At 40.4% G+C, this 26,870-nt stretch carries 21 protein-coding genes; 4 read left to right on the plus strand and 17 right to left on the minus strand.

Annotated elements, in window-relative coordinates; genetic code table 11:
• Nucleotide 1: 1 nt before the first annotated feature.
• Nucleotides 2–1,102, minus strand: a complete 1,101-nt coding sequence (gene lptF / locus QQK09_RS03050; protein WP_284202643.1) for an LPS export ABC transporter permease LptF — start codon at nucleotides 1,100–1,102, stop codon at nucleotides 2–4.
• Nucleotides 1,103–1,448: 346 nt separating this feature from the next.
• On the opposite strand from lptF, the gene pepA reads away from it, so the two are divergent.
• The 3 genes from pepA to QQK09_RS03065 are packed head-to-tail and all read left to right on the plus strand — an operon-like array spanning nucleotide 1,449 to nucleotide 6,333.
• A complete protein-coding gene (pepA, locus tag QQK09_RS03055; protein WP_284202644.1) occupies nucleotides 1,449–2,960 on the plus strand; it encodes a leucyl aminopeptidase in 1,512 nt (503 codons plus the stop codon).
• Nucleotides 2,957–3,469 carry a DNA polymerase III subunit chi gene (locus QQK09_RS03060; RefSeq protein WP_284202645.1) on the plus strand — a complete coding sequence of 171 codons (513 nt, stop codon included), beginning with the start codon at nucleotides 2,957–2,959 and terminating at the stop codon, nucleotides 3,467–3,469. The genes pepA and QQK09_RS03060 overlap by 4 nt, the downstream gene beginning before the upstream one ends.
• Nucleotides 3,469–6,333: a valine--tRNA ligase gene (locus tag QQK09_RS03065; RefSeq protein ID WP_284202646.1), complete on the plus strand. Its 2,865-nt coding sequence runs from the start codon at nucleotides 3,469–3,471 to the stop codon at nucleotides 6,331–6,333. Before QQK09_RS03060 ends, QQK09_RS03065 begins: the two co-directional genes overlap by 1 nt.
• Before the next feature lie 88 nt (nucleotides 6,334–6,421).
• Here the strand turns inward: QQK09_RS03065 and QQK09_RS03070 are convergent, their stop codons facing one another.
• From QQK09_RS03070 to rluD, 5 genes are all read right to left on the minus strand, one after another.
• A complete protein-coding gene (locus tag QQK09_RS03070) occupies nucleotides 6,422–7,288 on the minus strand; it encodes a hypothetical protein (protein WP_284202647.1) in 867 nt (288 codons plus the stop codon).
• Entirely contained in the window at nucleotides 7,260–8,480 is a 1,221-nt protein-coding gene (locus QQK09_RS03075) for a methyltransferase (protein WP_284202648.1), read from the minus strand. Before QQK09_RS03075 ends, QQK09_RS03070 begins: the two co-directional genes overlap by 29 nt.
• On the minus strand, nucleotides 8,470–11,043 hold the full coding sequence (gene clpB / locus QQK09_RS03080; RefSeq protein WP_284202649.1) for an ATP-dependent chaperone ClpB: 2,574 nt from the start codon (nucleotides 11,041–11,043) through the stop codon (nucleotides 8,470–8,472). Before clpB ends, QQK09_RS03075 begins: the two co-directional genes overlap by 11 nt.
• 111 nt (nucleotides 11,044–11,154) lie before the next feature.
• Nucleotides 11,155–11,910, minus strand: a complete 756-nt coding sequence (pgeF, locus tag QQK09_RS03085; protein WP_284202650.1) for a peptidoglycan editing factor PgeF — start codon at nucleotides 11,908–11,910, stop codon at nucleotides 11,155–11,157.
• A gap of 82 nt (nucleotides 11,911–11,992) precedes the next feature.
• Nucleotides 11,993–12,961 carry a 23S rRNA pseudouridine(1911/1915/1917) synthase RluD gene (rluD, locus tag QQK09_RS03090; RefSeq protein ID WP_284202651.1) on the minus strand — a complete coding sequence of 323 codons (969 nt, stop codon included), beginning with the start codon at nucleotides 12,959–12,961 and terminating at the stop codon, nucleotides 11,993–11,995.
• A gap of 192 nt (nucleotides 12,962–13,153) precedes the next feature.
• Here rluD and QQK09_RS03095 point away from each other — a divergent pair, with 192 nt between their 5' ends.
• Nucleotides 13,154–13,945: an outer membrane protein assembly factor BamD gene (locus QQK09_RS03095; RefSeq protein ID WP_284202652.1), complete on the plus strand. Its 792-nt coding sequence runs from the start codon at nucleotides 13,154–13,156 to the stop codon at nucleotides 13,943–13,945.
• A gap of 92 nt (nucleotides 13,946–14,037) precedes the next feature.
• Here the strand turns inward: QQK09_RS03095 and glnB are convergent, their stop codons facing one another.
• From glnB to ileS, 11 genes are all read right to left on the minus strand, one after another.
• Nucleotides 14,038–14,376: a nitrogen regulatory protein P-II gene (gene glnB, locus QQK09_RS03100; RefSeq protein ID WP_284202653.1), complete on the minus strand. Its 339-nt coding sequence runs from the start codon at nucleotides 14,374–14,376 to the stop codon at nucleotides 14,038–14,040.
• A 323-nt stretch (nucleotides 14,377–14,699) separates the two neighbouring features.
• Nucleotides 14,700–19,184, minus strand: coding sequence for a pilus assembly protein (locus QQK09_RS03105; RefSeq protein ID WP_284202654.1), 4,485 nt, complete (start codon nucleotides 19,182–19,184; stop codon nucleotides 14,700–14,702).
• A 15-nt stretch (nucleotides 19,185–19,199) separates the two neighbouring features.
• Nucleotides 19,200–19,616 (minus strand): type IV pilin protein, encoded by a 417-nt coding sequence (locus QQK09_RS03110; protein WP_284202655.1) that lies wholly within the window; start codon nucleotides 19,614–19,616, stop codon nucleotides 19,200–19,202.
• A 4-nt stretch (nucleotides 19,617–19,620) separates the two neighbouring features.
• On the minus strand, nucleotides 19,621–20,109 hold the full coding sequence (locus QQK09_RS03115) for a pilus assembly PilX family protein (protein WP_284202656.1): 489 nt from the start codon (nucleotides 20,107–20,109) through the stop codon (nucleotides 19,621–19,623).
• A gap of 1 nt (nucleotide 20,110) precedes the next feature.
• Entirely contained in the window at nucleotides 20,111–20,878 is a 768-nt protein-coding gene (locus tag QQK09_RS03120) for a PilW family protein (RefSeq protein WP_284202657.1), read from the minus strand.
• Complete coding sequence (pilV, locus tag QQK09_RS03125; protein ID WP_284202658.1) at nucleotides 20,866–21,348, minus strand: type IV pilus modification protein PilV; 483 nt, start codon at nucleotides 21,346–21,348, stop codon at nucleotides 20,866–20,868. Before pilV ends, QQK09_RS03120 begins: the two co-directional genes overlap by 13 nt.
• A complete protein-coding gene (locus QQK09_RS03130; RefSeq protein WP_284202659.1) occupies nucleotides 21,345–21,851 on the minus strand; it encodes a GspH/FimT family pseudopilin in 507 nt (168 codons plus the stop codon). The genes pilV and QQK09_RS03130 overlap by 4 nt, the downstream gene beginning before the upstream one ends.
• Before the next feature lie 147 nt (nucleotides 21,852–21,998).
• Complete coding sequence (gene ispH, locus QQK09_RS03135; protein ID WP_284202660.1) at nucleotides 21,999–22,943, minus strand: 4-hydroxy-3-methylbut-2-enyl diphosphate reductase; 945 nt, start codon at nucleotides 22,941–22,943, stop codon at nucleotides 21,999–22,001.
• Nucleotides 22,944–22,963: 20 nt separating this feature from the next.
• The gene (gene fkpB, locus QQK09_RS03140) at nucleotides 22,964–23,407 is read right to left on the minus strand and encodes an FKBP-type peptidyl-prolyl cis-trans isomerase (protein ID WP_284202661.1); all 444 of its coding nucleotides are present in this window, start codon (nucleotides 23,405–23,407) and stop codon (nucleotides 22,964–22,966) included.
• Nucleotides 23,407–23,937: a signal peptidase II gene (lspA, locus tag QQK09_RS03145; protein ID WP_284202662.1), complete on the minus strand. Its 531-nt coding sequence runs from the start codon at nucleotides 23,935–23,937 to the stop codon at nucleotides 23,407–23,409. The genes fkpB and lspA overlap by 1 nt, the downstream gene beginning before the upstream one ends.
• A gap of 79 nt (nucleotides 23,938–24,016) precedes the next feature.
• Entirely contained in the window at nucleotides 24,017–26,848 is a 2,832-nt protein-coding gene (ileS, locus tag QQK09_RS03150; protein WP_284202663.1) for an isoleucine--tRNA ligase, read from the minus strand.
• Nucleotides 26,849–26,870 lie beyond the last annotated feature (22 nt).

The following is a 26,870-nucleotide window of genomic DNA, read 5'->3' on the forward strand; positions in this document are numbered from 1 at the left end:
ATTATGCTTCAGCCTTGATTATTTTTTTACGCTTTTTAGGACCTGAAAATTTACCTAATGCTTGTAAGTGCAATATAATACCAGCCCCCAAGAAAAGTAACTGCACCATCCAAATAGTGAACGCAGGTAACGTGCCGTCTTCAATTAAGCTCCTTGATGTACTTAGCAAAAGGAAAAACGTCAAATACAGTGCAAGTGCTGGTAGTAGTTTTGCATATCGCCCCTGTCGAGGATTCACTTTAGCCATTGGAACAGCTAAAAAGGTGATCATTAATATCGAAATAGGGATCGCAAAACGCCACTGCAGCTCAGCTTGGTAACTTGGATCTTTAACGGAAAATAGTTGCGCTGTTGTTAATGCCTCTACACCACGTTTCTTTTCAGTCACTTCACGGTTGGCAATATGTACTTCGAATTTATCAAAGTGACTATTATCAAAATCAGCTTGTCCAACGATGCCGGCATAACGTTGCCCATCATTCAATGTTAGCCAGGTGCCATCTTGTTTATTATCAACACTGCCGGTCAATGAGGTAATCACAGAAGGTGCTCTATTTTCCTCTTTAGGCCAATGCGCCGCAAAGACACGCTCTAATTGTTGCCCTTTATTAAATTTTTCAACATACACAACACCACCTTTATCGGACGTTTGATGGAAACGCCCTTCGATGAGTGTTGCTGCACCGGCATCGGATTCAGCCTCTTCAATCACGCTAACCATTTTGTTTTCAGCAAGAGGAGCAAGATATAAACTATTAAATGATGCAAAAGCAAAGGTAAATAGTGATAACACCAAGGTCGCTTTTAATACTTTATTAGGGCTATAACCACATGAGGTCATCGCCACCATTTCGCTCTCGCCATGCAAGCGACCATGCGCAAAAAGTATTGCCAAGTAAAAACTAATTGGCAGCATGAGTGTGCCAAGTGTCGGTAAATTAAGATAAAGCAATGTTAAAACAAGATCTGGAGGGATAACGCCATTAATCGCCTTTTCAAGAATCACAATAAATTTTTGGCTTACAAAAATAAGCAGTAAAACAAATAGAATACCCACTTGGCTTTTAAATGTTTCTAGCATGAGGTAACGAAGAAGTATCACCCTGTTCTCCAGTCTGAAATTAGAATTATTAAAATGGTGGATTAAGCAAGTAATTACGGTAAAATTGCTGTTTATCGAATTTAAATATAATGACTATATTGTAACGACTCAAACTTACAAAAAACAGATAAGTTTTTGTAAGTTGAATAGTAAATAGTCAGAGCGAAGCTATTTATAGTTCATTCAAACTAAAAAAGTGTAGTTGAATGTTTTAAATAAGCATTTCGCAATTTATAAGTGAGCTTAAATAACAATCACCTAAGTGATTACTTTTCAAATAACGGCTCTCTATTTTTGTAAATATAGCATTATTAATATAATTAAAATCACCGCATTAAGGGTATATATGGAATTTCTTGTAAAAAGTGGTAGCCCAGAAAAACAGCGTAGCGCATGTATTGTTGTTGGCGTATTCGAACCTCGTCGATTATCAGGTGCAGCTGAATTATTGGATGAAATCAGCGATGGCTACTTAACGGCACTATTACGCCGTGGTGATATTGAAGGAAAAGTTGGGCAAGTACTATTTTTGCATCATGTGCCTAACGTGCCAAGTGAACGTGTATTATTAGTAGGTTGTGGTAAAGAACGCGAATTAACAGAAACACAATACAAGCAAATTATTGCTAAAACGATTGCAACCTTGAACGATACGGGCTCTTTAGAAGCAATCTGTTTTCTTTCAGAGCTGCATATTAAAGGGCGTGATACTTACTGGGCAGTACGCCAAGCGGTAGAATCGGCACAGGACTCGTTATATAGTTTTGATCAGTTCAAAACCAATAAAGATAAGTCACGTCGCCCACTGCGCAAACTAACCTTTAACGTACCAAGCCGTAAAGAGTTACCCCGCGCAGAACTTGCACTGCAGCATGGTATTGCCATTGCATCGGGTTCAAAAGACTGTAAAGACTTAGCAAATATGCCGCCAAATATCTGTACGCCGCTGTATTTAGCAGAGCAAGCACAAGCATTAGCAGAGCGTTTTGATAAAATTGAAACTGAAATTGTTGATACAGAGCAAATGACTGAACTGAAAATGGACAGTTATTTAGCGGTGGCACGTGGTTCTGATAACCCTGCATACATGTCTATCATGCGTTATAACGGTGGCGAAGCGGATCAAAAACCAATCGTATTGGTTGGCAAAGGTTTAACCTTTGACTCAGGTGGTATTTCACTCAAACCAGGCGCAGGCATGGATGAGATGAAATACGACATGGGTGGTGCAGCTTCTGTTTTTGGTACCATGAAGGCATTAGCAAAATTAGATCTACCGATTAATGTTATCGGTATTTTAGCGGGCGCAGAAAACATGCCGTCGTCAAATGCTTACCGTCCAGGTGATATTTTGACGACTATGTCAGGACAAACCGTTGAAGTATTAAATACCGATGCAGAAGGTCGTTTAGTATTATGTGATGTACTCACTTATGTTGAGCGTTTTGAACCTGAATGCGTTGTTGATATAGCAACACTAACAGGTGCGTGTATTATGGCATTAGGTCATAATATCAGCGCAATGTTAAGCCCACATAAAGGCTTAGCACATGAACTATTAACTGCAGCAACGCAGTCTAGTGATAAAGCATGGCAATTGCCGATGGATGACGAGTTCCAAAAACAGATTGAAAGCCCGTTTGCCGATATGGCTAATATTGGCGGACGACCTGCAGGTACTATCACTGCGGCTTGCTTCCTTTCTCGTTTCACTAAAAAATATAACTGGGCACATTTAGATGTGGCTGGGACTGCATGGCGCCCAGCGGGCGCTAACAAAGGCTCAACAGGTCGCCCTGTTCCTTTGTTAACGCAGTTTTTGATTAACCGTAGCGAAAACGAAAATAGCGAAGTATGAGCCAAGTAACTTTTTATATTCTCGATGAGTCTCCTAGCGAACAAATTCCTGCGCATTTTGCGCAGGCCTGCTCGTTAGCGGCTTTTTATTATCAGCAGAATAGAAAAGTCTTTATCTATACCGATAATCAACAAGACGCGTTTATGGTCGATGAATATCTTTGGCAATTTGATGGGGATAGTTTTGTACCCCACAACTTGCTTGGCGAGGGGCCAGCGTTTGGCACGCCCGTAGAGATAAGCTGGATGCCACCGACACATCCGTGCCCGGTATTGATAAATTTAAGTTTACAGTTGCCCGATTTTTCCAGTAATTTTCAACAAATTATTGATTTTGTTCCCAGTGATGAACAATTAAAAATGGCAGCACGTTTACGCTATAGCGCCTATAAAAAATTAGGCCACTCACTATCAACAGAAAAACTTTCAGCAGATGAACCTTCAAAAGAAGTGTCATCCACCGAAACTGCTGATACTCCAAATTCAAACAACCAAACAGAAGATAAGTAATGGAAAAGACATATAATCCAAGTGCGATAGAGCAAAAGAACTACCAAGACTGGGAAGAGAAAGGTTATTTCAAACCACACGGTGATACGAGCAAAGAAAGCTACTGTATCATGATCCCACCGCCAAACGTCACGGGTAGTCTGCACATGGGTCATGCTTTCCAAGATACGATCATGGATACCTTGATTCGTTACCAACGTATGCAGGGTAAAAATACCCTTTGGCAAATGGGTACGGATCACGCAGGTATCGCAACACAAATGGTTGTTGAACGTAAACTGTTTGCTGAAACAGGTCAAACACGTAAAGAGCTCGGTCGTGAAACCTTCATCGACAAAATCTGGGACTGGAAAGCAGAGTCAGGCGGTAACATCTCTAAGCAGATGCGTCGTTTAGGTACCTCTGTAGATTGGGATCGTGAGCGTTTTACGATGGATGCAGGTCTATCGGAAGCAGTTAAAAAGACCTTCGTTGACCTCTTCAACGATGATCTTATCTACCGTGGTAAGCGTCTGGTTAACTGGGATCCAAAACTACAAACTGCGATCTCAGATCTAGAAGTTGAAAACAAAGATGTTAAAGGTTCAATGTGGCATTTCCGTTACCCACTTGCTGATGGCGTATTAACTGCTGATGGTAAAGATTACATTGTTGTTGCAACAACACGTCCAGAAACAATGCTCGGTGATACCGGTGTTGCGGTAAATAAAGATGATCCACGTTACCAATCAATTATCGGTAAATTTGTAAAATTACCATTTACTGATCGTCTGATTCCAATCATGAGCGACGAACACGCTGACATGGAAAAAGGCACCGGCTGTGTGAAAATAACACCAGCTCATGACTTTAACGATTACGAAGTGGGTAAACGTAACAAACTTCCAATGATCAACGTATTAGATTTTGAAGCAAACATTCGCACTGAAGCAGAAGTGTTTAACAGCAATGGCGAAAAAAGCGATGATTACGCAACTGATATACCTGAACAGTTCCAAGGTTTAACACGTGAAGCTGCACGTAAATTAGTTGTTGCTGAACTTGAAACATTAGGTCTATTAGACGAAATCAAACCACACGATTTAACCGTTCCTTATGGTGACCGTGGTGGTGTTGTTATCGAACCGATGCTAACTGACCAATGGTATGTACGTGTTGCACCACTAGCTAAAACAGCTTCTGAAGCGGTAGCTAACGGCGATATCAAATTCGTACCACAACAGTACGAAAACATGTACAACTCTTGGATGAACGATGTACAAGATTGGTGTATTTCGCGTCAACTTTGGTGGGGACATCGTATCCCAGCTTGGTACGACGAAACAGGTAAAGTCTACGTTGGTCACGATGAAGCGGCTGTGCGCAGCGAAAACAACCTTGATGACTCTCTCGTATTAACACAGGACGAAGATGTATTAGATACTTGGTTCTCATCTGGCCTGTGGACATTCTCTACGCTAGGTTGGCCACAACAAACCATGGATCTTAAAACCTTCCACTCGACTGACGTTTTAGTAACTGGTTTTGACATCATCTTCTTCTGGGTTGCGCGCATGATCATGATGACCATGCACTTCATGAAAGATGAAAATGGCAAACCACAAGTGCCGTTCAAAACCGTTTATGTAACGGGATTAATTCGTGATGAAAATGGCGATAAGATGTCTAAATCTAAGGGTAACGTATTAGATCCGCTAGACATGATCGACGGTATCGATTTAGAAAGCCTAGTGACAAAACGTTGTGGCAACATGATGCAACCACAAATGGCGAAGAAAATTGAAAAGCAAACGCGTAAAGCCTTTGAAGGTGGTATTGAAGCACATGGTACCGATGCACTACGTTTCACACTAGCAGCAATGGCCTCTACGGGTCGTGATATTAACTGGGATATGAACCGTCTAGAAGGTTACCGTAACTTCTGTAACAAACTATGGAATGCAAGCCGTTATGTATTGATGAGCTCAGAGGAAAATCCTTCTGGTTTCGGCGCAGATGCAGGTAACGAAATGCAACTTAGCCTTGCGGATCGCTGGATCCAGGGTCAACTGCAAAATACCATTGCTGAATACACGCATGCTCTCGATACTTTCCGTTTCGATTTAGCGGCGAACATCTTGTACGAATTCACTTGGAGTCAGTTCTGTGGCTGGTACCTAGAACTAACTAAACCGGTATTGTTCAAAGGCAGTGAAGCGGAGCAACGTGGTACACGTAATACGCTTATCTCAGTTCTAGAGACACTGCTACGTTTAGCACACCCAATCATGCCGTTCATGACCGAAGAGATTTGGCAGCGCGTGAAAGGTGTTACTGGTTTAGGTGGCGAGAGCATCATGCTTGAAAGCTTCCCTAAAGTAGATGAAGCACTTAACGATGCACAAGCGGTACAAGATCTTGAGTGGGTTAAACAGGTTATCGTTGCGATTCGTAACATCCGTGGTGAAATGGATATTAGTCCAAAAACACCGCTTAACTTGTTAGCTAAAAACGCATCTGCGGAAGATCAACGTCGTTTCGCTGAAAACGACGCTTTCCTAGCAGCACTTGCCAAACTTGATTCGGTAACGATTGTTGCAACGGGCGAAGAAACGCCTGTTTCTGCAACCGCATTTGTGGGTGAGCTTGAGCTATTAATCCCAATGGCGGGATTAATTGATGTTGATGCTGAGCTTGCCCGTTTATCTAAGCAGTTAGAAAAAGCGGATAAAGAGCTAGGTAAAATCTCAGGTAAATTAAGTAACGAGCGTTTTGTTAGCAATGCACCAGAAGCGGTTATTGCGAAAGAGCGTGCGAAACAAGCTGAGTTACAAACAACTTGTGACAAGCTAAATGAGCAAATTGCGACAATTAAAGCACTTTAATAAGTGCATTAATTACGCGCATTAAAAAAGGGATAATCGCTAAGCGATTATCCCTTTTTTTGTATCTGTCTTTTATTAATACAACAAATTAATCCTGCGCTTTGGAAATATAAAAGTGCTGCACATCATTACTCCAGAGCTGTAAAAACTTACGTTTTTTATCCTTACTCTGTACGCATTTTGCGAACATAATAAACCCTGCGCCCTCTAGATCCCGAGGTTCATGAATATCAAAACGTGTTAATAGTTGATCACGATATTTAGCAATAGGAATTGAAACGCTGCGCTCCTCTGCTGGATTCAACCAATTCAGGTTTTTATCTGCATGAGAGATGGTTCCCCAATACATTCTTGGTGCAGCATTATCCGTTGGAACGGCTTCATTAACATTCACAAACAGGTTTTTAGCACGCCACTTATGCTTTTCACTGGTATAGACCCAAACATCAGAGCTAGCTAGCGAACTACCACGTAATAAACTTACTAGCAGTTTTTTCAACCCCTGTTTATTAACCGTTAACTCACTCTGTGTATTACCACCCTCACTCTTTTTTTTAGCGTCCGGCTCTTTCTCTGCCGATTCGTGTACTCGTTTAGGGTCTATTTTCTGTATTTTTTTTGATGAGATAGGCGCATTAAAATTTATCTGTAATGAATCAGCTTCAAGTAATAAAGCTTCCACTTCCAGTATCTGCTTTTCCTCCTCCGATTTACGTGCAGAGGGATTAAACTCAGTACAATCACTATTATGGTAACGGCTTCCAAAACAGGCCTGCTTACCATCCCGAGATGCCTTTCTGAAATACGCTTTCTGCCTACAAACAGGACATAACAGTGAGTAGCGTAACTTATCTATCTCGGTTTCAGGTAATGCCTTAAACTCAAAGATAGAGAATACTTTTTCTCTAATATCGCTATCATTATTTTCAGTAAAGTAACAAATCGCATCTAGCATCAGTAGCTCCTTTCCTTTGTGCCTGAATCAATAGGTTACGTGGTGTCATCTGTTCATCGCAAAAAGTAGATAGTGTAACGTGATAACCCGATTCTTGCAGTGACAGTGCTCGATCATGAACTAACCAAAGTTCTAATGGACGTACAAAGAATTGGCTAATAAGTTCCATACGACGAACTTTTTTAAGCCGCTGCTGCGCTGACAGTAAAAAGGGTTGTAACGATCTTGGTAGTGCAAATGAGAGAGACTTTTCCTGCATTGCCCATAAAACAAAAGCATTAAAATCTTCTGATAATAGTGTTTTAGGAAAACTAGGCAGTGGAAAATAGGATGTGGTGTTCAGACACTGTTTTTGTAATTCATCAAAAGCTAAGCGCCATAAAACCTCTTGCTCACTCAAACGACTTTGGCGTTTGCCAGTAGTGGTTTGCTTATTTACCGCCAACTTTAACCTTTGTTTAGTAATGATTAATGATGATTTTTTTCCTGATGATGAGCAAGGTTGATAAATAGGCTGACTAGTTAAATGATAACAGCAAGGACTAATGGTGAGTTGCGCGGGTTTATGTGTTTTAGCTAACGCGATAAGGCGCAGGTGCAGATCCCCACAAGCATGTAAGGCAACCGCATGACAATTAGCATCAATACAACTATCAGCCTCACCCTTTAATACATCTGCCTGCTTAAACTGCTGCATCAATTGCATTTTGTTGGCTTCTGCAGCACCTAAATCACACAGTGTTTGTTGCCATTCAATAGAGGTCACGGATAGCTTTTGTTGCCAACTAATCAAGCGTCCTAAATGCCCTTTACCTGCACACCACTCAACGACAGGGTTTTGATCTTGTATCTGCAAGGCAAACGCAGAAATTTGAGACCACTTGCGCCCTTTAATACCGTTACTTAACCAAAATGGTGTATCGGGTTCAACGAACGAAAGTGGTTTTACATTAAACAACGGATCATTAAGCGCACGTAATGATCCTATAAAAGCGTTTAATAAAGGCTGAAGCTTTTCAGGTTGTTGCTGATAAAGTTGCAACTCCTGCTCAGATAGATTATCTAAAAAATCGCAAAGGGCAGGATCACTAACGTGCCAAGGATAATCATGATGGTGAAACGCTTCAAATTGCCAGAAGCGCTGTAAACTCACCAAATAGCTATCTAATTGTTGAAAGGTGTTATTGTACAAACTTTATTTTTCCATCTTCAACATCAACTAAAATTTTCTTTCCTTTAATCAATTTTTCAGAAATTATCATTTCCGCTAATTGATTCTCAAGCAACTGCTGAATCGCGCGTTTAAGTGGTCTTGCACCATAAAGCGGATCATAACCAGCATTCACTAATAGCTCAATTGATGCATCGTTAAAGGTCAGTTGATAATCGAGGCCTTTCAAACGTTGTTGTAGCTGATGCAGCTGAATCGTCGCAATCGATTTAATATGCATCTCAGCTAACGGATGGAAAACAACCGTCTCATCAATTCGATTTAAAAACTCAGGTTTAAATTGCCCGCGTAATATTGTTAATAGCTGCTCTTTTACCTGATCGTAGCTATTTCTGCCAAACTGCTCATGAATAATATCTGAGCCAATATTCGAGGTCATGATAATGACCGTATTTCGAAAATCAACGGTGCGCCCTTGCCCATCGGTTAAACGGCCATCATCAAGCACTTGCAGTAAAATATTAAACACATCGGGATGCGCTTTCTCTATCTCATCCAGTAAAATCACCGAGTAGGGTTTACGACGTACCGCTTCAGTCAGATAGCCCCCCTCCTCATAACCCACATAACCCGGAGGTGCGCCAACTAAACGCGCAACAGAATGCTTCTCCATAAATTCAGACATATCAATGCGCACCATGCAGTCTTCGCTATCAAATAGGAAATGCGCAAGTGCTTTGCAGGATTCTGTTTTACCCACCCCAGTTGGACCTAAAAATAGGAATGATCCAATTGGACGATCCGGATCACTCAAACCTGCACGACTACGGCGGATCGCATTAGAGATCGCGTCGATCGCTTCATTTTGACCAATCACACGGCTATGCAGATGTTTTTCCATTTTCAGCAATTTATCGCGTTCACCTTCCAACATTTTATCCACTGGAATACCCGTCCAGCGCGCAAGGATCTCGGCGATCTCATGCTCTGTTACGCTATGCTTAAGTAGCGTCATCTCTTGCATTTCAGCTTGAGCTGCAAGATCGAGCTGTTTTTCAAGCTCAGGGATCTTACCGTATTGCAGTTCAGACATACGTGTTAAGTCGCCGGCACGTGTGGCGATTTCTAGATTTAAACGTGCTTGCTCTAATGCTTTTTTAATATTCTGTGTACCAGAAAGTGCCGCTTTCTCCGCTTTCCAAACTTCATCAAGCAGTTGATACTCTTTACCTTTTGTTTTTAAAGACTTTTCAATGCTATGCAAACGCTCAACCGTGGCTTCATCGGTATCATTTTTAAGTGCTTTTTGCTCGACAGTTAATTGGATTATTTTCCGACCTAACTTATCTAAACTCTCTGGTTTAGAGTCCATCTGAAGACGAATGCTTGATGCAGCTTCATCAATCAGATCGATCGCTTTATCTGGTAACTGTCGATCCGAGATATAACGGTGTGACAAAGTAGCTGCAGCAACAATGGCAGGATCGGTGATCTCTACTTTATGGTGTAACTCATAACGTTCTTTTAGTCCGCGTAAAATAGCAATGGTATCTTCAACGCTTGGTTCATCAACCTGTACTTTCTGAAAACGGCGCTCAAGTGCGGCATCTTTTTCAATATATTGACGATATTCATCTAAAGTAGTTGCACCCACACAATGTAGCTCGCCACGTGCAAGGGCAGGTTTAAGCATATTACTGGCATCCATCGCACCATCAGTTTTACCCGCGCCAACCATGGTATGCAACTCATCGATAAACAGGATCACTTGCCCCTCCTCTTTAGAGAGTTCAGCAAGTACTGATTTTAAACGCTCTTCGAATTCACCACGATATTTTGCCCCTGCGATCAGCGATCCCATATCCAACGATAATACACGTTTGTTTTTGAGTCCTTCTGGGACTTCACCGTTGATAATGCGTTGTGCAAGGCCTTCCACGATCGCTGTTTTACCGACACCTGGCTCACCGATAATTACTGGGTTATTTTTGGTGCGGCGTTGTAAAACCTGAATCATGCGGCGCACTTCATCGTCACGTCCGATCACCGGATCTAACTTACCCTGCTCGGCACGCTCGGTGAGATCGATAGTAAATTTTGCTAATGCCTGCTCTTGCCCATCACTATTCTGATCGTCTACATTTTGCCCATCTCGGATCTTATTAAGGGATTTATTTACCTTCTCTTTGGTTAAGCCAAGATCTGAAAGTAATTTTCCAAGTGATCCTTTATCTTCACAAGCTGCCAATAAAAACAGTTCTGAAGAGATAAATTTATCTTTATTTTTTTGTGCAAATTTATCACAAAGATTAAACAATATGCCTAATTGAGCAGAGAGCTGTATATCTCCACCAATGCCAGAAACAGCAGGAATACGATCTAATTCGGCAGAGAGTTGTGAGCGTAGTTGATTAAGGTCGATCTCAAGATCGGCCAAAATGGGACGGATTGATCCACCATTTTGATTGAGCAACGCCAACATAAGATGACTCGACTCGATATATTGATGATCTCGTCCTAATGCGAGCGATTGCGCATCGGAAATCGCTAGTTGGAATTTACTGGTCAGTTTATCTAAACGCATAATCGCCTCCTGAAATGTCCCACTGCCCAAGCAACCACTTGAAAATAAAAGGAACTAAATTTGGTATAACTATAAGATGAGGACTAATCGACGATATTACAAGGTGGCTGTTTAAATTTCGTGCTGTTCAATATAAATAATAGTTGCCATACGCCCGGTTTTTCCATCACGACGATAAGAGTAAAAAAGATCCGCTTCAGAGAAGGTGCAATGGTCGCTAGCGGTGATCTGTGCAACATTAAAAGGAGCTAAACGTAATCGAGCAAGCTGGTGAAGATCCGCCAGATAACGATCTTGGTGAACAGTAAAAGCAGACGTAGCTTGTGCATCAAATTGAATAAATTCATCTCTGACTTCACTGCCAACTTCAAAAGCGGTTTTACCAATACAAGGACCAAGCCAAATCAAACAATCTGTCGTTGCTACTTTTAATTTAGAACAAACTTCCTGCAATGATTTTTCGATAATACCATCACATAACCCACGCCAACCAGCATGAATGGCACAGACAAAGCTACCCTGTTTATCAGTAATCAATACCGGTAAGCAATCTGCTGTCATCACAACACAAACCTGTTTATTTAGATCTGTCCATGATGCATCAGCCTCTATACCTTGCTGAGTATGATTATCTATTTTTAATAGCAGTGTGCTATGAGTTTGATTTAACCAACAAAGTGGGGATGGTAAAGCGAGGTGTTGATTTAACAGTAGACGGTTTTGTTGTACAACTTTAGGGTTGTCATCAACGTGTGAACCTAAATTTAATCCTTGAAAAGCCCCCTCACTTACTCCACCAATGCGGGTAGTTGAAAAGGCTTTAATATGCGCAGGCGCCGACCAGTTAGGAGTGATTAAATTAAGCATAAAAAGGCTCCTGAAAAGCTATCAGCTATCAGCCGAAAGATAACAAACTAACGACTAATAACTATCATCTAATATCTAATTTTTACTGTTCGTAGAAAATAGCATCCGCACGTAACACTGCAGCTAATTTTGCCATATCTTCTGGCACTGGCGCATGCCATTCCATTAACTCACCCGTGATTGGATGCTCCAAACGTAACATTGTTGCGTGTAACGCTTGGCGTTTAAAGGCACGTAGTGTTGTTGTTAACTCTTCAGCAGCCCCTTTTGGTGGACGAGGACGACCACCGTAAACTGGGTCGCCAGCCAGTACATGACCAAGATGTGCCATATGCACACGGATTTGGTGTGTACGGCCCGTTTCTAAACGTAAACGTAAACGTGTATGCGCACGGTATTTTTCAGCAACACGATAATGAGTAACGGCATGTTTACCGCCCACAGTTGCAACAGCCATTTTTACACGATTCACTTTATCACGACCAATAGGCGCCTCAACACGACCACCGGCAGTAAAGATACCCATCGCAATAGCATCATATTCACGTGTAATTTCACGTGCTTGTAAACTTGTTACTAGATGAGTTTGTGCAGGAATTGTTTTTGCGATAACCATTAGACCCGTTGTGTCTTTATCTAAACGGTGCACGATACCTGCACGTGGTACTTCAGCAATTTCTGGGTAGCGGTATAACAGCGCATTTAATACAGTGCCGTCTGGATTACCTGCACCAGGGTGAACCACTAAACCAGCTGGTTTATTGATTACTAAAATATGTTCATCTTCAAAGATAATATCAAGCTCGATATTTTGCGCTTTAAATACAACTTCGTCTTCTAGAAAGGCATTTACTTCAACTGCTTGATGAGTATAAACTTTTTCACGAGGAACATTGATCACTTCGCCATCAATTTGAACCATTCCTTCTAAGATCCATTCTTTAATGCGCGTGCGAGAATAGTCAGGAAATAACGACGCTAGCGCTTTATCTAAGCGGAAACCTAATTGTTGTTCGGTCACTTCGGCGGTTAGGTGTAACTCTTGACTCATATTATCTTCTCTTCTTTTCACATTTAGCACGACTATAAGGCGCTAATATCTATTAATAAACTTGGATTTGCGCATTGTAGTGCAATCTTGTCACATTTTGTCTTTTTTAACTTTTCTTTTTTAGGTCGATAGCAGATACTGTGTCCCTATCAACTCGATTTTTAGAAAGGCATTACAGGCATTATAACACTTATGAAAAAGATCCTCAGACTAATAACGACCTCTACTTTCATTATTTTTTTTACCGTAGGCTGCTCTTCTAAAAAAAATGAAGCTCCTAAGGTTGATGATAAGCCACCCGTTGAACTTTATCGTGATGCACAAGATGCACTTGAGTCAGCAAACTATGAAAAGGCAGCTGAAGTATTAGAGGCCTTAGATAGCCGTTATCCTTTCGGCCCGCATTCAGATCAAGTTCAAATGGATCTCATTTATGCTTACTACAAACGCGATGAAACTGCGTTGGCACTGGCAAATATAGACCGATTCATGCGTCTTAATCCGGCTCACCCTGATCTTGATTATCTTTATTACTTACGCGGCTTAACTCATATGGGAACGGATCAGCAGTTTTTCCAGAATATGTTTGGTATTGATCGTCATAATCGCGATCCTAGCCATTCAATACAAGCCTTTAAAGATTTTAACCATCTTATTAAATACTACCCAAATAGTCGCTATGCGGTGGATGCACAGCAAAGAATGGTATTTATTAAGGATCGCTTAGCACGTTATGAAGTTTCTATAGCAGAATGGTATATTCGACGTGAAGCTTACGTTGCGGCAATTAATCGTAGTAAATTAGTGTTAAATAACTATCCTGATACATCATCAGTACAAGATGCACTTAATCTGATGATCATCGCTTATGATGAATTGGGTTTAGTGGAACCGAAAGAGAATGCATTAGCGGTATTAAAATTAAACTACCCAAATAGCCGAACAGTCAAAAGAAGTGAGCGTTGGACACTATTTGATTGGTAGAAAACAGATTAATGAATACTCACTATTTTTAGAATAAAAAAAAGCTGTCAGCAAATTACTGACAGCTCATAATGAAGTAAATACTACAGCGGTTATACCGCTTCAGCATCCTCTTCACCGGTACGGATACGAATAACACGCTCTACTGGCATTACAAATATTTTACCATCGCCAATCTTACCTGTTTGAGCAGTACTCATAATCGCTTCGATACAACGCTCAACATCTTCTTTATTTACCACTAGCTCAATTTTAACTTTTGGTAAAAAGTCGACCATATATTCAGCACCACGATACAGTTCAGTATGACCTTTTTGACGGCCAAAACCTTTTACTTCCGATACCGTCATCCCTGTAATATCAATATCAGCCAACGCCTCACGTACATCATCCATTTTAAAAGGTTTAATTATCGCTTCAATTTTTTTCATGACACTCTCTTTATTATTAAATAATTATTTTCTACTTAAATACTAACTGATAACAATATACAGATAGAAAATTAAAAACAACATAACACTCAAACATTATACTTTTCTATCAACAATTTCACAGCTATGTAGCTCACTTTTCCCTCATAGAACAGAGTAAACTAATAAAAAAGGCTACTCGCTTTAACCGATATGATTAATACGAGCAGCCTTTTAATATATAACTTCGATTATGGGCACAATAAAAATAACGCTTTGATATTTATATATATTACGACGCTATTAATCAAAAATTAGGTTAAGTAATAAAACCCTCACTATGGCTAGTATAACTGGCGCCAACTGATTCTCCCTGTTGGGATCATATCGTCTTCAATACAAAAGGACTTACCTGTACTCAACATCGCACAGTTCATTATCTTTAATTCCTCTTGAACGCGTTCTTCGTCTCCATCCTCATTAATAATTGTAGTAAAAGGAACTGCAATCACAGATCTTATATCGGTCGCAATTCCGTCTACATGTCGATGAGAACTATCACTAGGGATTGATTCATCAACATCAGGGGTACTAGGATCATCTTCTTCCACTGTGCCTACATTCCAAGTTTGTCCCGTATATAAATTTAATTCCATATACCATCCAGAACCGCCAAACTCACAAGCATCTTCATTAGGAAGTAGCGTTATAAAACTCACTTTATTAGAAAATAACGCGCTATTACCAACTTGTCGCTCACCATAGTTGTCACTATTACTATCTGCGGTATTCACTAAATCAAGATAAAAGCCACTCACACTATCCCAATCTACAGCATTAGAAGATAACACTCGACCAGTGTCATTCTGTTTTACAATTGATTGTGCTTGCAAGTCAGTAAACTTATTCTCGTCACTGCTATCTCTCGATGCATTAACCACAGTACCATCTAATTTATCAGCGATAACATAAAAGCTCTGTGTCGCTTGATTCGATACCTCGGTATCTGAAAACTCAACATACTTACCCGTACCAAATGCGACCAATACGCCACTACCACTTGGATGACGAGCGACAGAAGGGCGACTTGTTATTGATTGTGGCAGGTAAACACTATTTTCCATGGTTGGACTATAAGCGGTAAATAATGGGTAGTTATCCTCATTTAATATCCCCCAGTCATCAGTATCATCACTAGAAATATCAAATACCCACATATTACCAAATAGATCACCAACGAAAATATGATCCCCAATACCATCACCATCATTATCGATAATAGTCGGCTGAGCTAATGCATTAGGTCTACCTAATCCAGTTGGATCTGTTTGATCACCCACACTTAGCTTTTTAATTAAACGACCATCGCTAAGATTGGCAATATAGATAGCGCCATCCGTTTCACTTGAGTTATAACCATTATTGAAAATAACACCAACTTTAGAAACACCACTATCTTCAATCGCTAATTTAACTATTGTCGGTGATGAAATACTGTAACCAAGCCCTTCGAAACCGGTTGTCTTCTCAGTTATCTCCCAACTCATCATCGCTGCAGTAGGGGTTCCTATTTTAGATACATCAATGGCATATAAACCTTTCACCCCAAGACCTAAACGCCCCACAACGGTTGTTCTGCCAACTTTATCCGTCAAACCAATATTAATTAAATCATTCTCATCAGAGTAAGCGCTTATACCACCATCCACAGAATATTCATGGATATACTCATTCTGCGCGTAGTTGGCTAGCGTGTCGTAGATACCACTCGGTATATAAGCAGCAAGTTCTCTACCATTAGCCGCGTTAACAATATGTACCATGCCATCGTTAGCACCAAAAACAAGTACCTCTTTTTTTACATCATGGCCATTTTGGCTAGACACATGGTAAGGCGTTGAGTTAATAATATCCCCTAAGCGACTGCTGCGCTCTCTAAAGTCATAATTAGTATCTTCAGCTTCGTGGTAACGTTTCCCTTGGATATATTTAATAAGTTGTTCACGGTAATTATTTTTATTTTCAGTCGTTCGACCAATCAATAAACTAGCCCATTGTGAATCGGTAAAAATAGTCTTGGCTTCTGCGGCATCTCCTGACGGCCATTCAAATTTGAATACAGTGCCCTGAACATCATTACGGCGGCTAAATATATTGCGCTTCCCCCAGCCCATTGCATCTAACTTCTCTGCGGCACTCCATGTTTCAGTTGTTGGATATACACCATCAGTATCTGCTACATAAGCCTTAACATCGCCACTCCAATTAATCTCTTCAAATGCGGTCTGATACACTAATGTACCACTTACTAAAAAATTTGAAGAGAATACAGGCGCAGTACCACTTGCAGGACCATCAAAAGCAAGGTCAAAAGCCGCAGCAAGCTGCCCTCTTAACTCACCCGCATTAGTCACTGGGAAGTAATTATCTGGATCACCATCGGCACCACCGTCCTTTGCACCACTTACATCCCATTCTGAAGATTGATCCGGTGTTCCGCTATTATTGTCATCAACGAATCCCCCCCATTTAGCCGCATACCAAAGTGGAGAGGGCAAAAATTCAGCGGCGTCAGTTTCACTTGGAAAAAAGTTTCGTGTCGCTGTTAGCCCTAAGTTTTCATTACTATCAGTGGTATCACGGTTACTAAAAACATCACTATCCGGAGTATCTAGGTAATACTTAACATCGCGACCATGTAGATCTTTTACTTCAAGATACATTCCATCATTCGTCGTACCAGAAATAATATAACCAGCATGTTGATCAATACCACCAGCCGCATAGGTAGAATCAAGTGATATTTCTACGCCCTTTTTAGTTTTACAACGGCCATTATTGTATTCAAAGCAGAGGTCTTTCACTTCATAGCTATATTTAACGATCATATCCATATCGTGATCGGCGCCCTGCTCAACATCTTCAAAGTTGATACGAAAAGTACCTTTGTCTGTTCCAATTGATTCAACATACCAATCAACAATTGTATTAGTTGGCTGGTAGCTACTTTCACTGCTATTAATACTACTCCCGCCAACAGACTTGGCAAAAGGAACAATTTTTACAGTATCACCATCAACATTTATAGAAATTTCTGGCAGATTAGAAGCGAGGGCGACGACCATCGTAGTGACATTTTGCTCCTCTGCTTTATTCGGATGTATGTCGTTATTAAGGCCAAAATAAGCGACCGCAGCAGAGCTATAACTGCCTTGTTTGGTTGGCTCTGCAGGCGCTAACCCGCGTATAGAACTGAGCCCTAAAATATTTTTCTCGGTAGGAGCACCATCATAAGTCGTACCAGACTGACCAATGAAATAGTCCCCAGATATACTTTCAGCACCTGATATAGCATTCAATAATGTAGTGAGATTAAAACCGGTGCCATCATCCCCTTGCAAAACACTACCGCTATAAGTTGAAGCAAAGGTTGAATAAGCACCTGGTAACTGATCGGAGTCATATGACGGGTTTATATCACTAACTAATAAGGTATTAGGTCGCGAGCATGTACCACGGCTTTGATAGGGGTCATCCCATGTAACTGCAGTTAAATTCAATGAAGCATCGTAAGTATTATTACCATTAGTATCATAGGTTGCGCTCGGACTTGAAGCACCGGAAAAATAACGCATAGTTTCATAAAGCATCTCGCCAACAGGGTTCCCCCAAGAGGCACACTCCCCTTCATTAATAGTCCTTGTTGTTATCCAACCACAATTGGTATTATAATCTTGATTACTGTATCGAAAACCATGAATTTTTAATTTATCAATCGTTGCAACAATGCCTTCTGACGCTGAAGTGAATTGTCCCGTATCAGAATTTATCTCTTCAGAAAACTGACTAATCGCTTTTCTTAATACCCCTCCAGATAGATTTTTATCATAGCTACCGGTCAACAACCCAAATAACATTTGATCATCTTCACCATAATCATGCAATAGCCCTGTCGGTTTATAAGTAATAGCTCCATCATCATCGGTATAAGGTTTACAGTTACTTTCAAGTAAACCATCTACACAGACCTCAACGGTCACTTTAAAATTCTCTTTATCAACATCACCTTGTTGATGCAGATCATAAAGAGAACTTATCCCATCTTTATTAGCCTTATTCTTATCTAAGTTCAAAACAGGGCGCTCAGTCGATGCCCACGTCCATACTCCCCAGTCGTCTAAGTTATTCACATTTTTAGCATTTTTTATTACTTGTAATGATGGTAACTCACTTTCGCTCGTATATGTGACAGAAGCAAAGAAGTGTTGAGCATCACTATCTGGCAGATCGAATGGTGTATAATCACGAATATCATAACCATCTATAGCTATAGAGCTATAAGCCTTAGCCCAACTATGCGCATCTTGAGGAATAAACATACGCTCTAAAATGGTTTGATCCTCATCATCAATTTTGCGCATCCCACCATAAAGCACCTTACGTAATACATCCATGCGAGTCATGGTTACATAATTAAGAAAGTTACCACTCCATTCATTGGACTCAGTACAGGTATCGGCAATACGCTTAGGTACAAAAACATTAGATTCTTGTTTATAACACTTCACTGAATCAAAATAACCTTCGTAGACGTAACCGGGTTTAAATTTAATATCAAGCCCATCAATATTATCGAGATCAGAGGCATCATTATATGCTTCGTAGTATAAGGTGTGATCGCGCCCCATCACCAACATCATCATCGGTGCTTCGGTTGTTCCTGTATATAATGGTTTATTCGCTAACGCCATATCACCGGCATTTACCATACTCGCGGTAAAAAAGAGAGACGATGCTAATAATGTTCTATTTGATAATAACTTATTCACAATAAATTCCTTTTTCTACCAACAACCGGTAGTACTCGCACTGGTAATGCCCGTATTTGTAATGGTCAATGTACCGCAGTCATCACCGCTTTGTGCGCCACTTGCAATTGGTGTCGCTGTTAAAGTAAATGACGTTGCTGCAGTAACTCCCGTTAAATTATAATACTCATCAAAATCTGCATTGGTTGTAAAAATAGTAACCGCACTAGCAGATACCGCATTACTATAATTCAAATTCATCGCATAATAACTTTCCATTATTTGTGAAGCTTCAAGCAATGTTCTCTTCGCTTCTTCGCGTCGCGCTTTTTCCATTACGCTAGTATAACTAGGGTAAGCAACTGCACTTAGAATGCCGATTATCGCAATTGAGATTAAGAGTTCAATCAGAGTAAACCCTGCTATGTTGTTTTTTTTATGTTGAATATTCAAATAATTACTCCGGCGTCGCATAATAAGCTTGTAGGAAAGCCACTGACTCCCCTTTTCCCTGTGCCCTTGCCGTCACTCGATAATAATGCATTCGAATAACAGTCGGATCCCCAATGGCAAGGTTGATGGTATCTAGTCCAGAATCCTCAATAAGATAAGCAGGTGACACAGCTACATCTTCCACCTGTGTTACATCCGTCGCCGCCCCCCAGTTATTAATATCGCGCCACCAACTACCTGCTTGCAAAGGTGTAGAAAGTGCTTCGATGACATCAGGCGAAGTTATGTTAGCGTCAAAAACACTACCTACAGTTGCTAAAGCGGACTCAGCGTGATCAAGGCTTAACGTATAATCATAATTAACCGTACTTACTTTTTTTAAAGCAATAACTTGTTTACCAACTGCAACACCTAATATCGAGATAACCACAACAATTAATAAAGAGGTAATTAATGCAGCGCCTCTTTGCTTATTATTATTAATATAATTCACATCACCCTCCTTGGTTTTCAATAATGACAGTTTCGACAACGACTGTTCTATAGTTGGTATCATTAGCCGCACTCACAGTGTGATTAAAAAGTGTATAGCTATTGTTATTCTCTAAATGATTTGCAGAAACCTCTTGAGATAATAATAAGCCAACCTTAATACGATTAACCGAGCTCCAATCAGCGACATCATTTGCGCTAAAATAACGTGTTGGGTTATCAGTTGTGCCATACATTAGCTCTAAAAACTCTACCGCCTCATCTAGAATTAATGCTGCATCTGTATTATCTCGACACCTTAGCTGATCATGATCATCAACATATAGGGTTATTTCATGCATCACTGCAGAAGCAATATCATCACCTGCGCAAGAAACGATGCCATCAGTAGCGGCACCTGAAAAGCGTAACGCAATGATATCTGAATCTGTTTTATTATCTGTGATCGTTGCAGAGCTGGTTGTTCCTTGCATTATTTGCCCTGCCTCCCAATTCCAAATTGTTGCAGCAGAAACATCTGCGTCATAAACAGTATTTGCTTTTAATGCTTCAATATCTCTGAATCCAGCTTGTTGAATGTAAAGCCTTAATGTATTAACTGACATCCTACTTTTAGCAACTAAATTTTGTGTTCCTCTGGCAGACTCATAAGCTTTTAAATCACCAATCACTGAATAGAAAAGACTCGCAACGATTAACAACGAAGCAACCATCGCGATCATTAATTCAACTAAGCTAAAGCCCTTATTGGATTTTTTTAAGGAATCCATACTTCCATACTCCCACATTTATATGAATCATCATTAGCCATAACACAGCCTGCAGTCCCAGTCCCAGATTGTGCTGTATCCCAAATTAAAGTGAGGGTATAAAGGTCAGTGCTTTGTTCGACAGAGAAACGGGGAGAGGGAAGATTATTTTGCAGATGATTAAACCACTCCGCTAGCTCTGATTGTGCAAATTGTGCATTAGTACAAACAGCTGCTGAGCAATCCACATTCGCCGCTATATCGTTACCATTAGCAAGATTGGTGACAACGAAATCGCTTGCTAAATCAGCATTGGCTCGCATTCTTTGTGATAAATCTAACAGAGCTGTATTAGCGACCTGAGAAAAACTAGCTTGCTGCGCCACATCCATTGATTTCATCTGCATTTTTGCATGCCCCAGCACACCAATAGCAACAATAAATAGTGCAATTAACACCTCAATTAACGTTGTTCCTTTTTGAGTATTCATGGGCAACCTCCAGTTGGAGTCAGGTAACTAATTCGTCCCATACGCGTTAATTGTATTTGATAAGCAGCAGTGCTTTCTGTATTACTGCAAATTTGGAATATATTAGCGGTTGAGTGACCAGTAGGAGAAAAAGCAATTTGTAATTCATTACTAATGATTAGATCTGTTTCAGAAGATACATTTGCAAAAACAATATCACCATTACTCAGGTCATCGGAATCATCTTCATCTTCATATGCAAGCCAGTTACTACCCCAACTATTAGCACAATTAATATCATCAGTTGTTGGGCAAATGTAAACGGTTCTGCGCTTACTTTGTGCTTGCTGTTTTGCTGCAAAGATTGAACTCACGAGCAAGTCACGTGTTGCACGCTCCTTGCTAGATTCAATAATCCCTGAAAATGAGGGTACAACAACGAACAATAAGATCATGGCCACTGCGATAGTGACCATTAGCTCTACTAAGGTAAAGCCTTGTTTGTTTGTATTAAACCGATTCATAACATTCCTTGTTATAACAGTAAAAAAAATGTCACTCAAACAACATAGAATAACATTTATACAACTATTTGAAACAAAATTAAATATCTAAATCTATTATTCTGTGATCCATCACTAAACAGGTGTACGAATACCTAATATTAACTTTTAGTTTACCTCTCTAATACGCAGTTCAGGTGGCACTTCAAAAACGGTATTTTCTTGTACACCTGGATTTTCAATGATTAAATTACCACCGAGTGTTTTTAACTTATCAATCACTGCTTTTACCAAAACCTCTGGCGCAGAAGCACCTGCTGTTACCCCGACTTTCGATACGTTTTTAAACCAGTCATGGTTGATGTCAGACGCGTTATCAATCAGGTATGCATTCACCCCTTCACAACTTGCTTTTTCACGTAGACGGTTAGAGTTTGAAGAGTTCGTAGAGCCAACCACCAACACCAGATCGGTAATATTGGCAAGATCCTTCACTGAGTCCTGACGGTTTTGCGTTGCGTAACAGATATCATCTTTACGAGGCCCTTTAATCTCAGGGAATTTTTCACGTAATGCATCGATTATATTAGCAGTATCATCAACAGACAGGGTTGTTTGTGAGCTATAACAAAGGTTACTCTGATCTTTTACCTGTAATTTAGCCACATCTTCAGGTGACTCAACTAAATAGATGCCACCCTCAATATTATCATATTGCCCCATCGTACCGACCACTTCAGGATGTCCTTCATGGCCAATTAAAATACACTCTTGGGCACGACGACTAGCACGCGTCACTTCCATATGTACTTTAGTTACCAATGGGCAGGTTGCATCAAACACTTTCAAATCACGACGTTTCGCTTCATTTCGCACTGACTGCGCTACACCATGAGCACTGAAAATAACAATATTATCGTCTGGTACTTCATCGAGTTCTTCAACAAAAACAGCACCGCGTGCTTTTAAGCCGTCAACTACATATTGATTGTGTACGACTTCATGACGCACATAAATAGGCGAAGGAAAAAGGTCTAATGCACGCTCTACAATTGAAATAGCACGATGCACACCGGCACAGAAACCACGTGGGTTAGCTAAAATAATTTCCATAAAAACTCCAAACTAAGTACTTAAAGTACTTCCAGTACATCAACTTCAAAAGTCAGTGTTTGCCCTGCAAGTGGGTGATTGAAATCAACCGTTACACTATCTGCAATCACATCACGAATAATACCTGGTAATTCACTACCATCTGGTTGTGTGAAAGTAATAATGGTACCTACTTCAGCAGGGACATCATTACTAAATTTACTCAGTTCTAAGTGATGAATATTGTCAGGATTAGGTAAACCAAAGGCATCTTCTGGTGGTAGCGTAAAAGTTTCAGACTGCCCCTCTGCTAAGCCCAGCAAACACTTTTCAAAATTAGGCGTTAAACTGCCATCGCCCATCACAAACTTAGCGGGTTTATCGTCGACCTTGCTACTGTCTACTGCAGAGCCATCGGCTAAACGAATCGAGAAGTGCATCATCACTTCGCTGTTTGAAGATATTGTATTTACAGCATTAGTCATTATTTGTTTTCCTTTTCATCTAATTTTTCATCTGCCGCATCGGCTTTTTGTTCAGGGTAGATAATAGAACCAAGAATAATCATCGCAGCACCAATAAATATCGCAATATCTGCAACATTAAAGGTTGGCCAACGGTAGAAACCTAAATCAAAATCTAAAAAATCAACCACATAACCAAATATTACGCGATCCATCGCATTACCTATCGCCCCAGATAGTACCAGACTAAAAGCGATGTTTTCCCAACGCTTATCAAAACGGTTTTGCTTTAGCGAGTAAAGTAAAAAAGCAGAAACAGCAAAAGCAATGCCTGTAAATAGGTATTTCTGCCAGCCACTTGCATCACCTAAAAAACTAAAAGCGGCACCAAAGTTACGTGCATAGGTAAAATTAAAAAATGATAACACTTGGTAAGACTCATAAAGGTCAAGTGCCTGTACCGTCCAATATTTAGTCGCCTGATCTAAAATTAATAGAATTACTGTAATCCATAACCAGCGTAATCCTGTTTTTTCTATTATCTCTGTCATCTAATGTCTCTTAATTAAAAGCTAAAAAAAACGCCTTAATAGTAAGGCGTTTTATAGAATAATGAGTGCTTAGTATTTATTAAGCAAACTGACGTTGCTCGCCTTCACCTTCAATATTAGTGATACAACGAATACATAGTAACGGATGTGTTTCATCCTTGCCTACTGTTTCGTTATGGTGCCAACAACGATCACACTTCGCATGTACACTTTTAGCAACGCTAACAACTAAACCATCAATCTCTGTTTTAATTGCATCTTGCGGTGCTTCAGCAAGTGGTTTAACAGCAGCTTTAGACGTGATTAATACAAAACGTAACTCATCCGCTAAGCCATTTAATAGACTCGTCGTTTTATCATCAGCGTAAAGTGTCACTTCAGCTTCTAGACCACCACCAATGACGCTCTCTTTACGCGCAAGTTCTAATGATTTATTTACTTCAGCACGAACTGCGATCAGTTGATCCCATGCTTCATTTGAGATCGCTTCGTTATCGCTTAAACCGAATAAACCGTCATACCAAACACCAGTGAATACAAATTCATCACGTTCGCCCGGCATGCGTCCCCAAATTTCATCAGCAGTGAAGCTTAAGATAGGTGCCATCCAACGTACTAATGCTTCTGCTAAATGGTACATGGCAGTTTGACAACTACGACGTGCAATACCGTCTGATTTAGCGGTGTACTGTCTGTCTTTAATGATATCTAAGTAGAAGCTACCTAATTCAATTGAACAGAAATGCGTTAGTTTTTGATGTACTGCGTGCAAGTTGTAATCATTGTATGAAGCAATAATCTCTTCTTGTAACGCATCTGCTTTTGCTACGATCCAACGGTCTAAAGCCACCATTTCATCATTTGCTAGCATATCTGTTTTTGGATCAAAACCGTTCAAGTTAGACAGTAAGAAACGCGCAGTATTACGAATACGGCGGTAACTATCTGCGCTACGGTTTAAGATTTCATCTGATACTGTAATTTCGCCAGTGTAATCTGTAGAAGCAACCCATAGACGTAATACATCAGCGCCTAAGTCATTCATTACTTTCTGAGGAGACATTACGTTACCCACAGATTTAGACATTTTCTTACCGTGTGCATCAACCACAAAACCGTGCGTTAATACCTCTTTGTAAGGGGCTTTATCTTTAATCGCAACACTAGTCATTAGTGAAGATTGGAACCAACCGCGATGTTGATCTGAACCTTCAAGGTAGAGATCGATATCAGCAACTTTCTCGCCATCTTTATATTCATCACGAGCATCAACAACAGCCGAGTGAGTAGTACCTGAGTCAAACCAAACATCTAGTGTATCTGTAACTTTACGGTATTGGTCAGCTTCAAAACCTAATAGTTTCTCTGCATCTAAATCCCACCAAGCTTGAATCCCCTCTTTTTCAATTTTAAGGGCAATCAGTTCCATCATTTCAACACTGTTCGGGTGTAATTCATCTGTTTCTTTATTTACAAACAGTGTAATTGGCACGCCCCATGTACGTTGACGAGAAACACACCAGTCAGGACGACCTTCAATCATCTTCTGAATACGTTGCTCACCCCAGCTCGGGATCCACTTAACGTCTTTGATTTCACCTAATGCGCTATCACGTAAACCTTTTTGGTCCATCGAGATAAACCATTGTGGCGTAGCACGGAAGATAATTGGCGTTTTGTGTCTCCAACAATGCGGGTAGCTATGCTTTAATACTTGCTGATGAACCAGTGCATTTTTTTCAGTTAGCACTTCAAGTACTTTATCGTTCGCTTTAAATACATGTAAACCAGCAAAAAATTCAGTATCTTCACGGAATACGCCGTTATCAGCAACAGGGTTAGCCACTTCTAAGTCGTATTTTAAACCAACAGAGTAATCGTCTTGACCGTGGCCAGGCGCGGTATGTACACAACCCGTACCTGCATCAATCGTTACATGATCTGCAACAATCGCTGGTACTTGGATGTTTAAGAATGGGTGGTTGAATAGTTGTTTCTCTAAATCAGCACCAGTACAAATCGCTAATGTTTTAGCGTCTTCAATGCCGTAACGCTGCATTGCACTATCAACTAAATCAGTTGCTAAAATCAGACGACGTTCGCCAGCTTGTACTAATGAATATTCAACTTTAGCTGCTAATGCAACCGCACGGTTAGCAGGCAGCGTCCAAGGTGTCGTTGTCCAGATAACGGTACAAACATCGCCATGGCCTACGTCATCACCTTCAGGATTAAAACAAGCAATAACCGCTTCATTATCAACAGCTGTAAATGCTACATCAATAGCTGGTGAGTTTTTATCTTCATACTCAACTTCAGCTTCTGCTAATGCAGAACCACAGTCTGTACACCAATGCACAGGTTTAGAGCCTTTATGCAGGTGATCATTTTTAATGATTTTAGCTAACGCACGCACGATGTTTGCTTCAGTGTCAAAATTCATTGTTAGGTATGGGTTTTCCCAATCACCTAATACACCTAGACGTTTAAAGTCTGTACGTTGACCATCAACTTGACGCGCAGCATATTCACGACATTTAACGCGGAATTGAGCTGCTGTTAGTTTTTTACCTGGCTTGCCGTGTTTTTTCTCAACTTGAAGCTCTATTGGTAAACCATGACAGTCCCAACCTGGGATATATGGCGCATCAAAATCAGAAAGCGTTTTCGATTTAATAATAATATCTTTCAGGATTTTATTTACCGAGTGACCGATATGAATATCACCATTTGCATAAGGAGGGCCATCATGCAAAATAAATGTTTTTTTACCTTTTTTAGCCGCACGAATCTTTCCATAAAGATCGTTGCTGTACCAGTTTTTCAACATGTTTGGTTCACGATTCGCCAAGTTTGCGCGCATCGGGAAACCTGTTTTAGGCAGGTTTAATGTACTTTTATAATCACTCATCGGTTTTTATTCCATCTTACGA

Origin of the sequence: Psychromonas marina (assembly GCF_030161115.1) — a bacterium.
Lineage (GTDB): Bacteria > Pseudomonadota > Gammaproteobacteria > Enterobacterales > Psychromonadaceae > Psychromonas > Psychromonas marina.

Coding starts and splice junctions, on each gene's coding strand:
- pepA (WP_284202644.1), top strand. CDS start 1,449: ATGGAATTTCTTGTAAAAAGTGGTAGCCCAGAAAAACAGCGTAGCGCA.
- QQK09_RS03060 (WP_284202645.1), top strand. CDS start 2,957: ATGAGCCAAGTAACTTTTTATATTCTCGATGAGTCTCCTAGCGAACAA.
- QQK09_RS03065 (WP_284202646.1), top strand. CDS start 3,469: ATGGAAAAGACATATAATCCAAGTGCGATAGAGCAAAAGAACTACCAA.
- QQK09_RS03070 (WP_284202647.1), bottom strand. CDS start 7,288: ATGCTAGATGCGATTTGTTACTTTACTGAAAATAATGATAGCGATATT.
- clpB (WP_284202649.1), bottom strand. CDS start 11,043: ATGCGTTTAGATAAACTGACCAGTAAATTCCAACTAGCGATTTCCGAT.
- pgeF (WP_284202650.1), bottom strand. CDS start 11,910: ATGCTTAATTTAATCACTCCTAACTGGTCGGCGCCTGCGCATATTAAA.
- rluD (WP_284202651.1), bottom strand. CDS start 12,961: ATGAGTCAAGAGTTACACCTAACCGCCGAAGTGACCGAACAACAATTA.
- QQK09_RS03095 (WP_284202652.1), top strand. CDS start 13,154: ATGAAAAAGATCCTCAGACTAATAACGACCTCTACTTTCATTATTTTT.
- glnB (WP_284202653.1), bottom strand. CDS start 14,376: ATGAAAAAAATTGAAGCGATAATTAAACCTTTTAAAATGGATGATGTA.
- QQK09_RS03120 (WP_284202657.1), bottom strand. CDS start 20,878: ATGGATTCCTTAAAAAAATCCAATAAGGGCTTTAGCTTAGTTGAATTA.
- pilV (WP_284202658.1), bottom strand. CDS start 21,348: ATGAATACTCAAAAAGGAACAACGTTAATTGAGGTGTTAATTGCACTA.
- QQK09_RS03130 (WP_284202659.1), bottom strand. CDS start 21,851: ATGAATCGGTTTAATACAAACAAACAAGGCTTTACCTTAGTAGAGCTA.
- ispH (WP_284202660.1), bottom strand. CDS start 22,943: ATGGAAATTATTTTAGCTAACCCACGTGGTTTCTGTGCCGGTGTGCAT.
- fkpB (WP_284202661.1), bottom strand. CDS start 23,407: ATGACTAATGCTGTAAATACAATATCTTCAAACAGCGAAGTGATGATG.
- lspA (WP_284202662.1), bottom strand. CDS start 23,937: ATGACAGAGATAATAGAAAAAACAGGATTACGCTGGTTATGGATTACA.
- ileS (WP_284202663.1), bottom strand. CDS start 26,848: ATGAGTGATTATAAAAGTACATTAAACCTGCCTAAAACAGGTTTCCCG.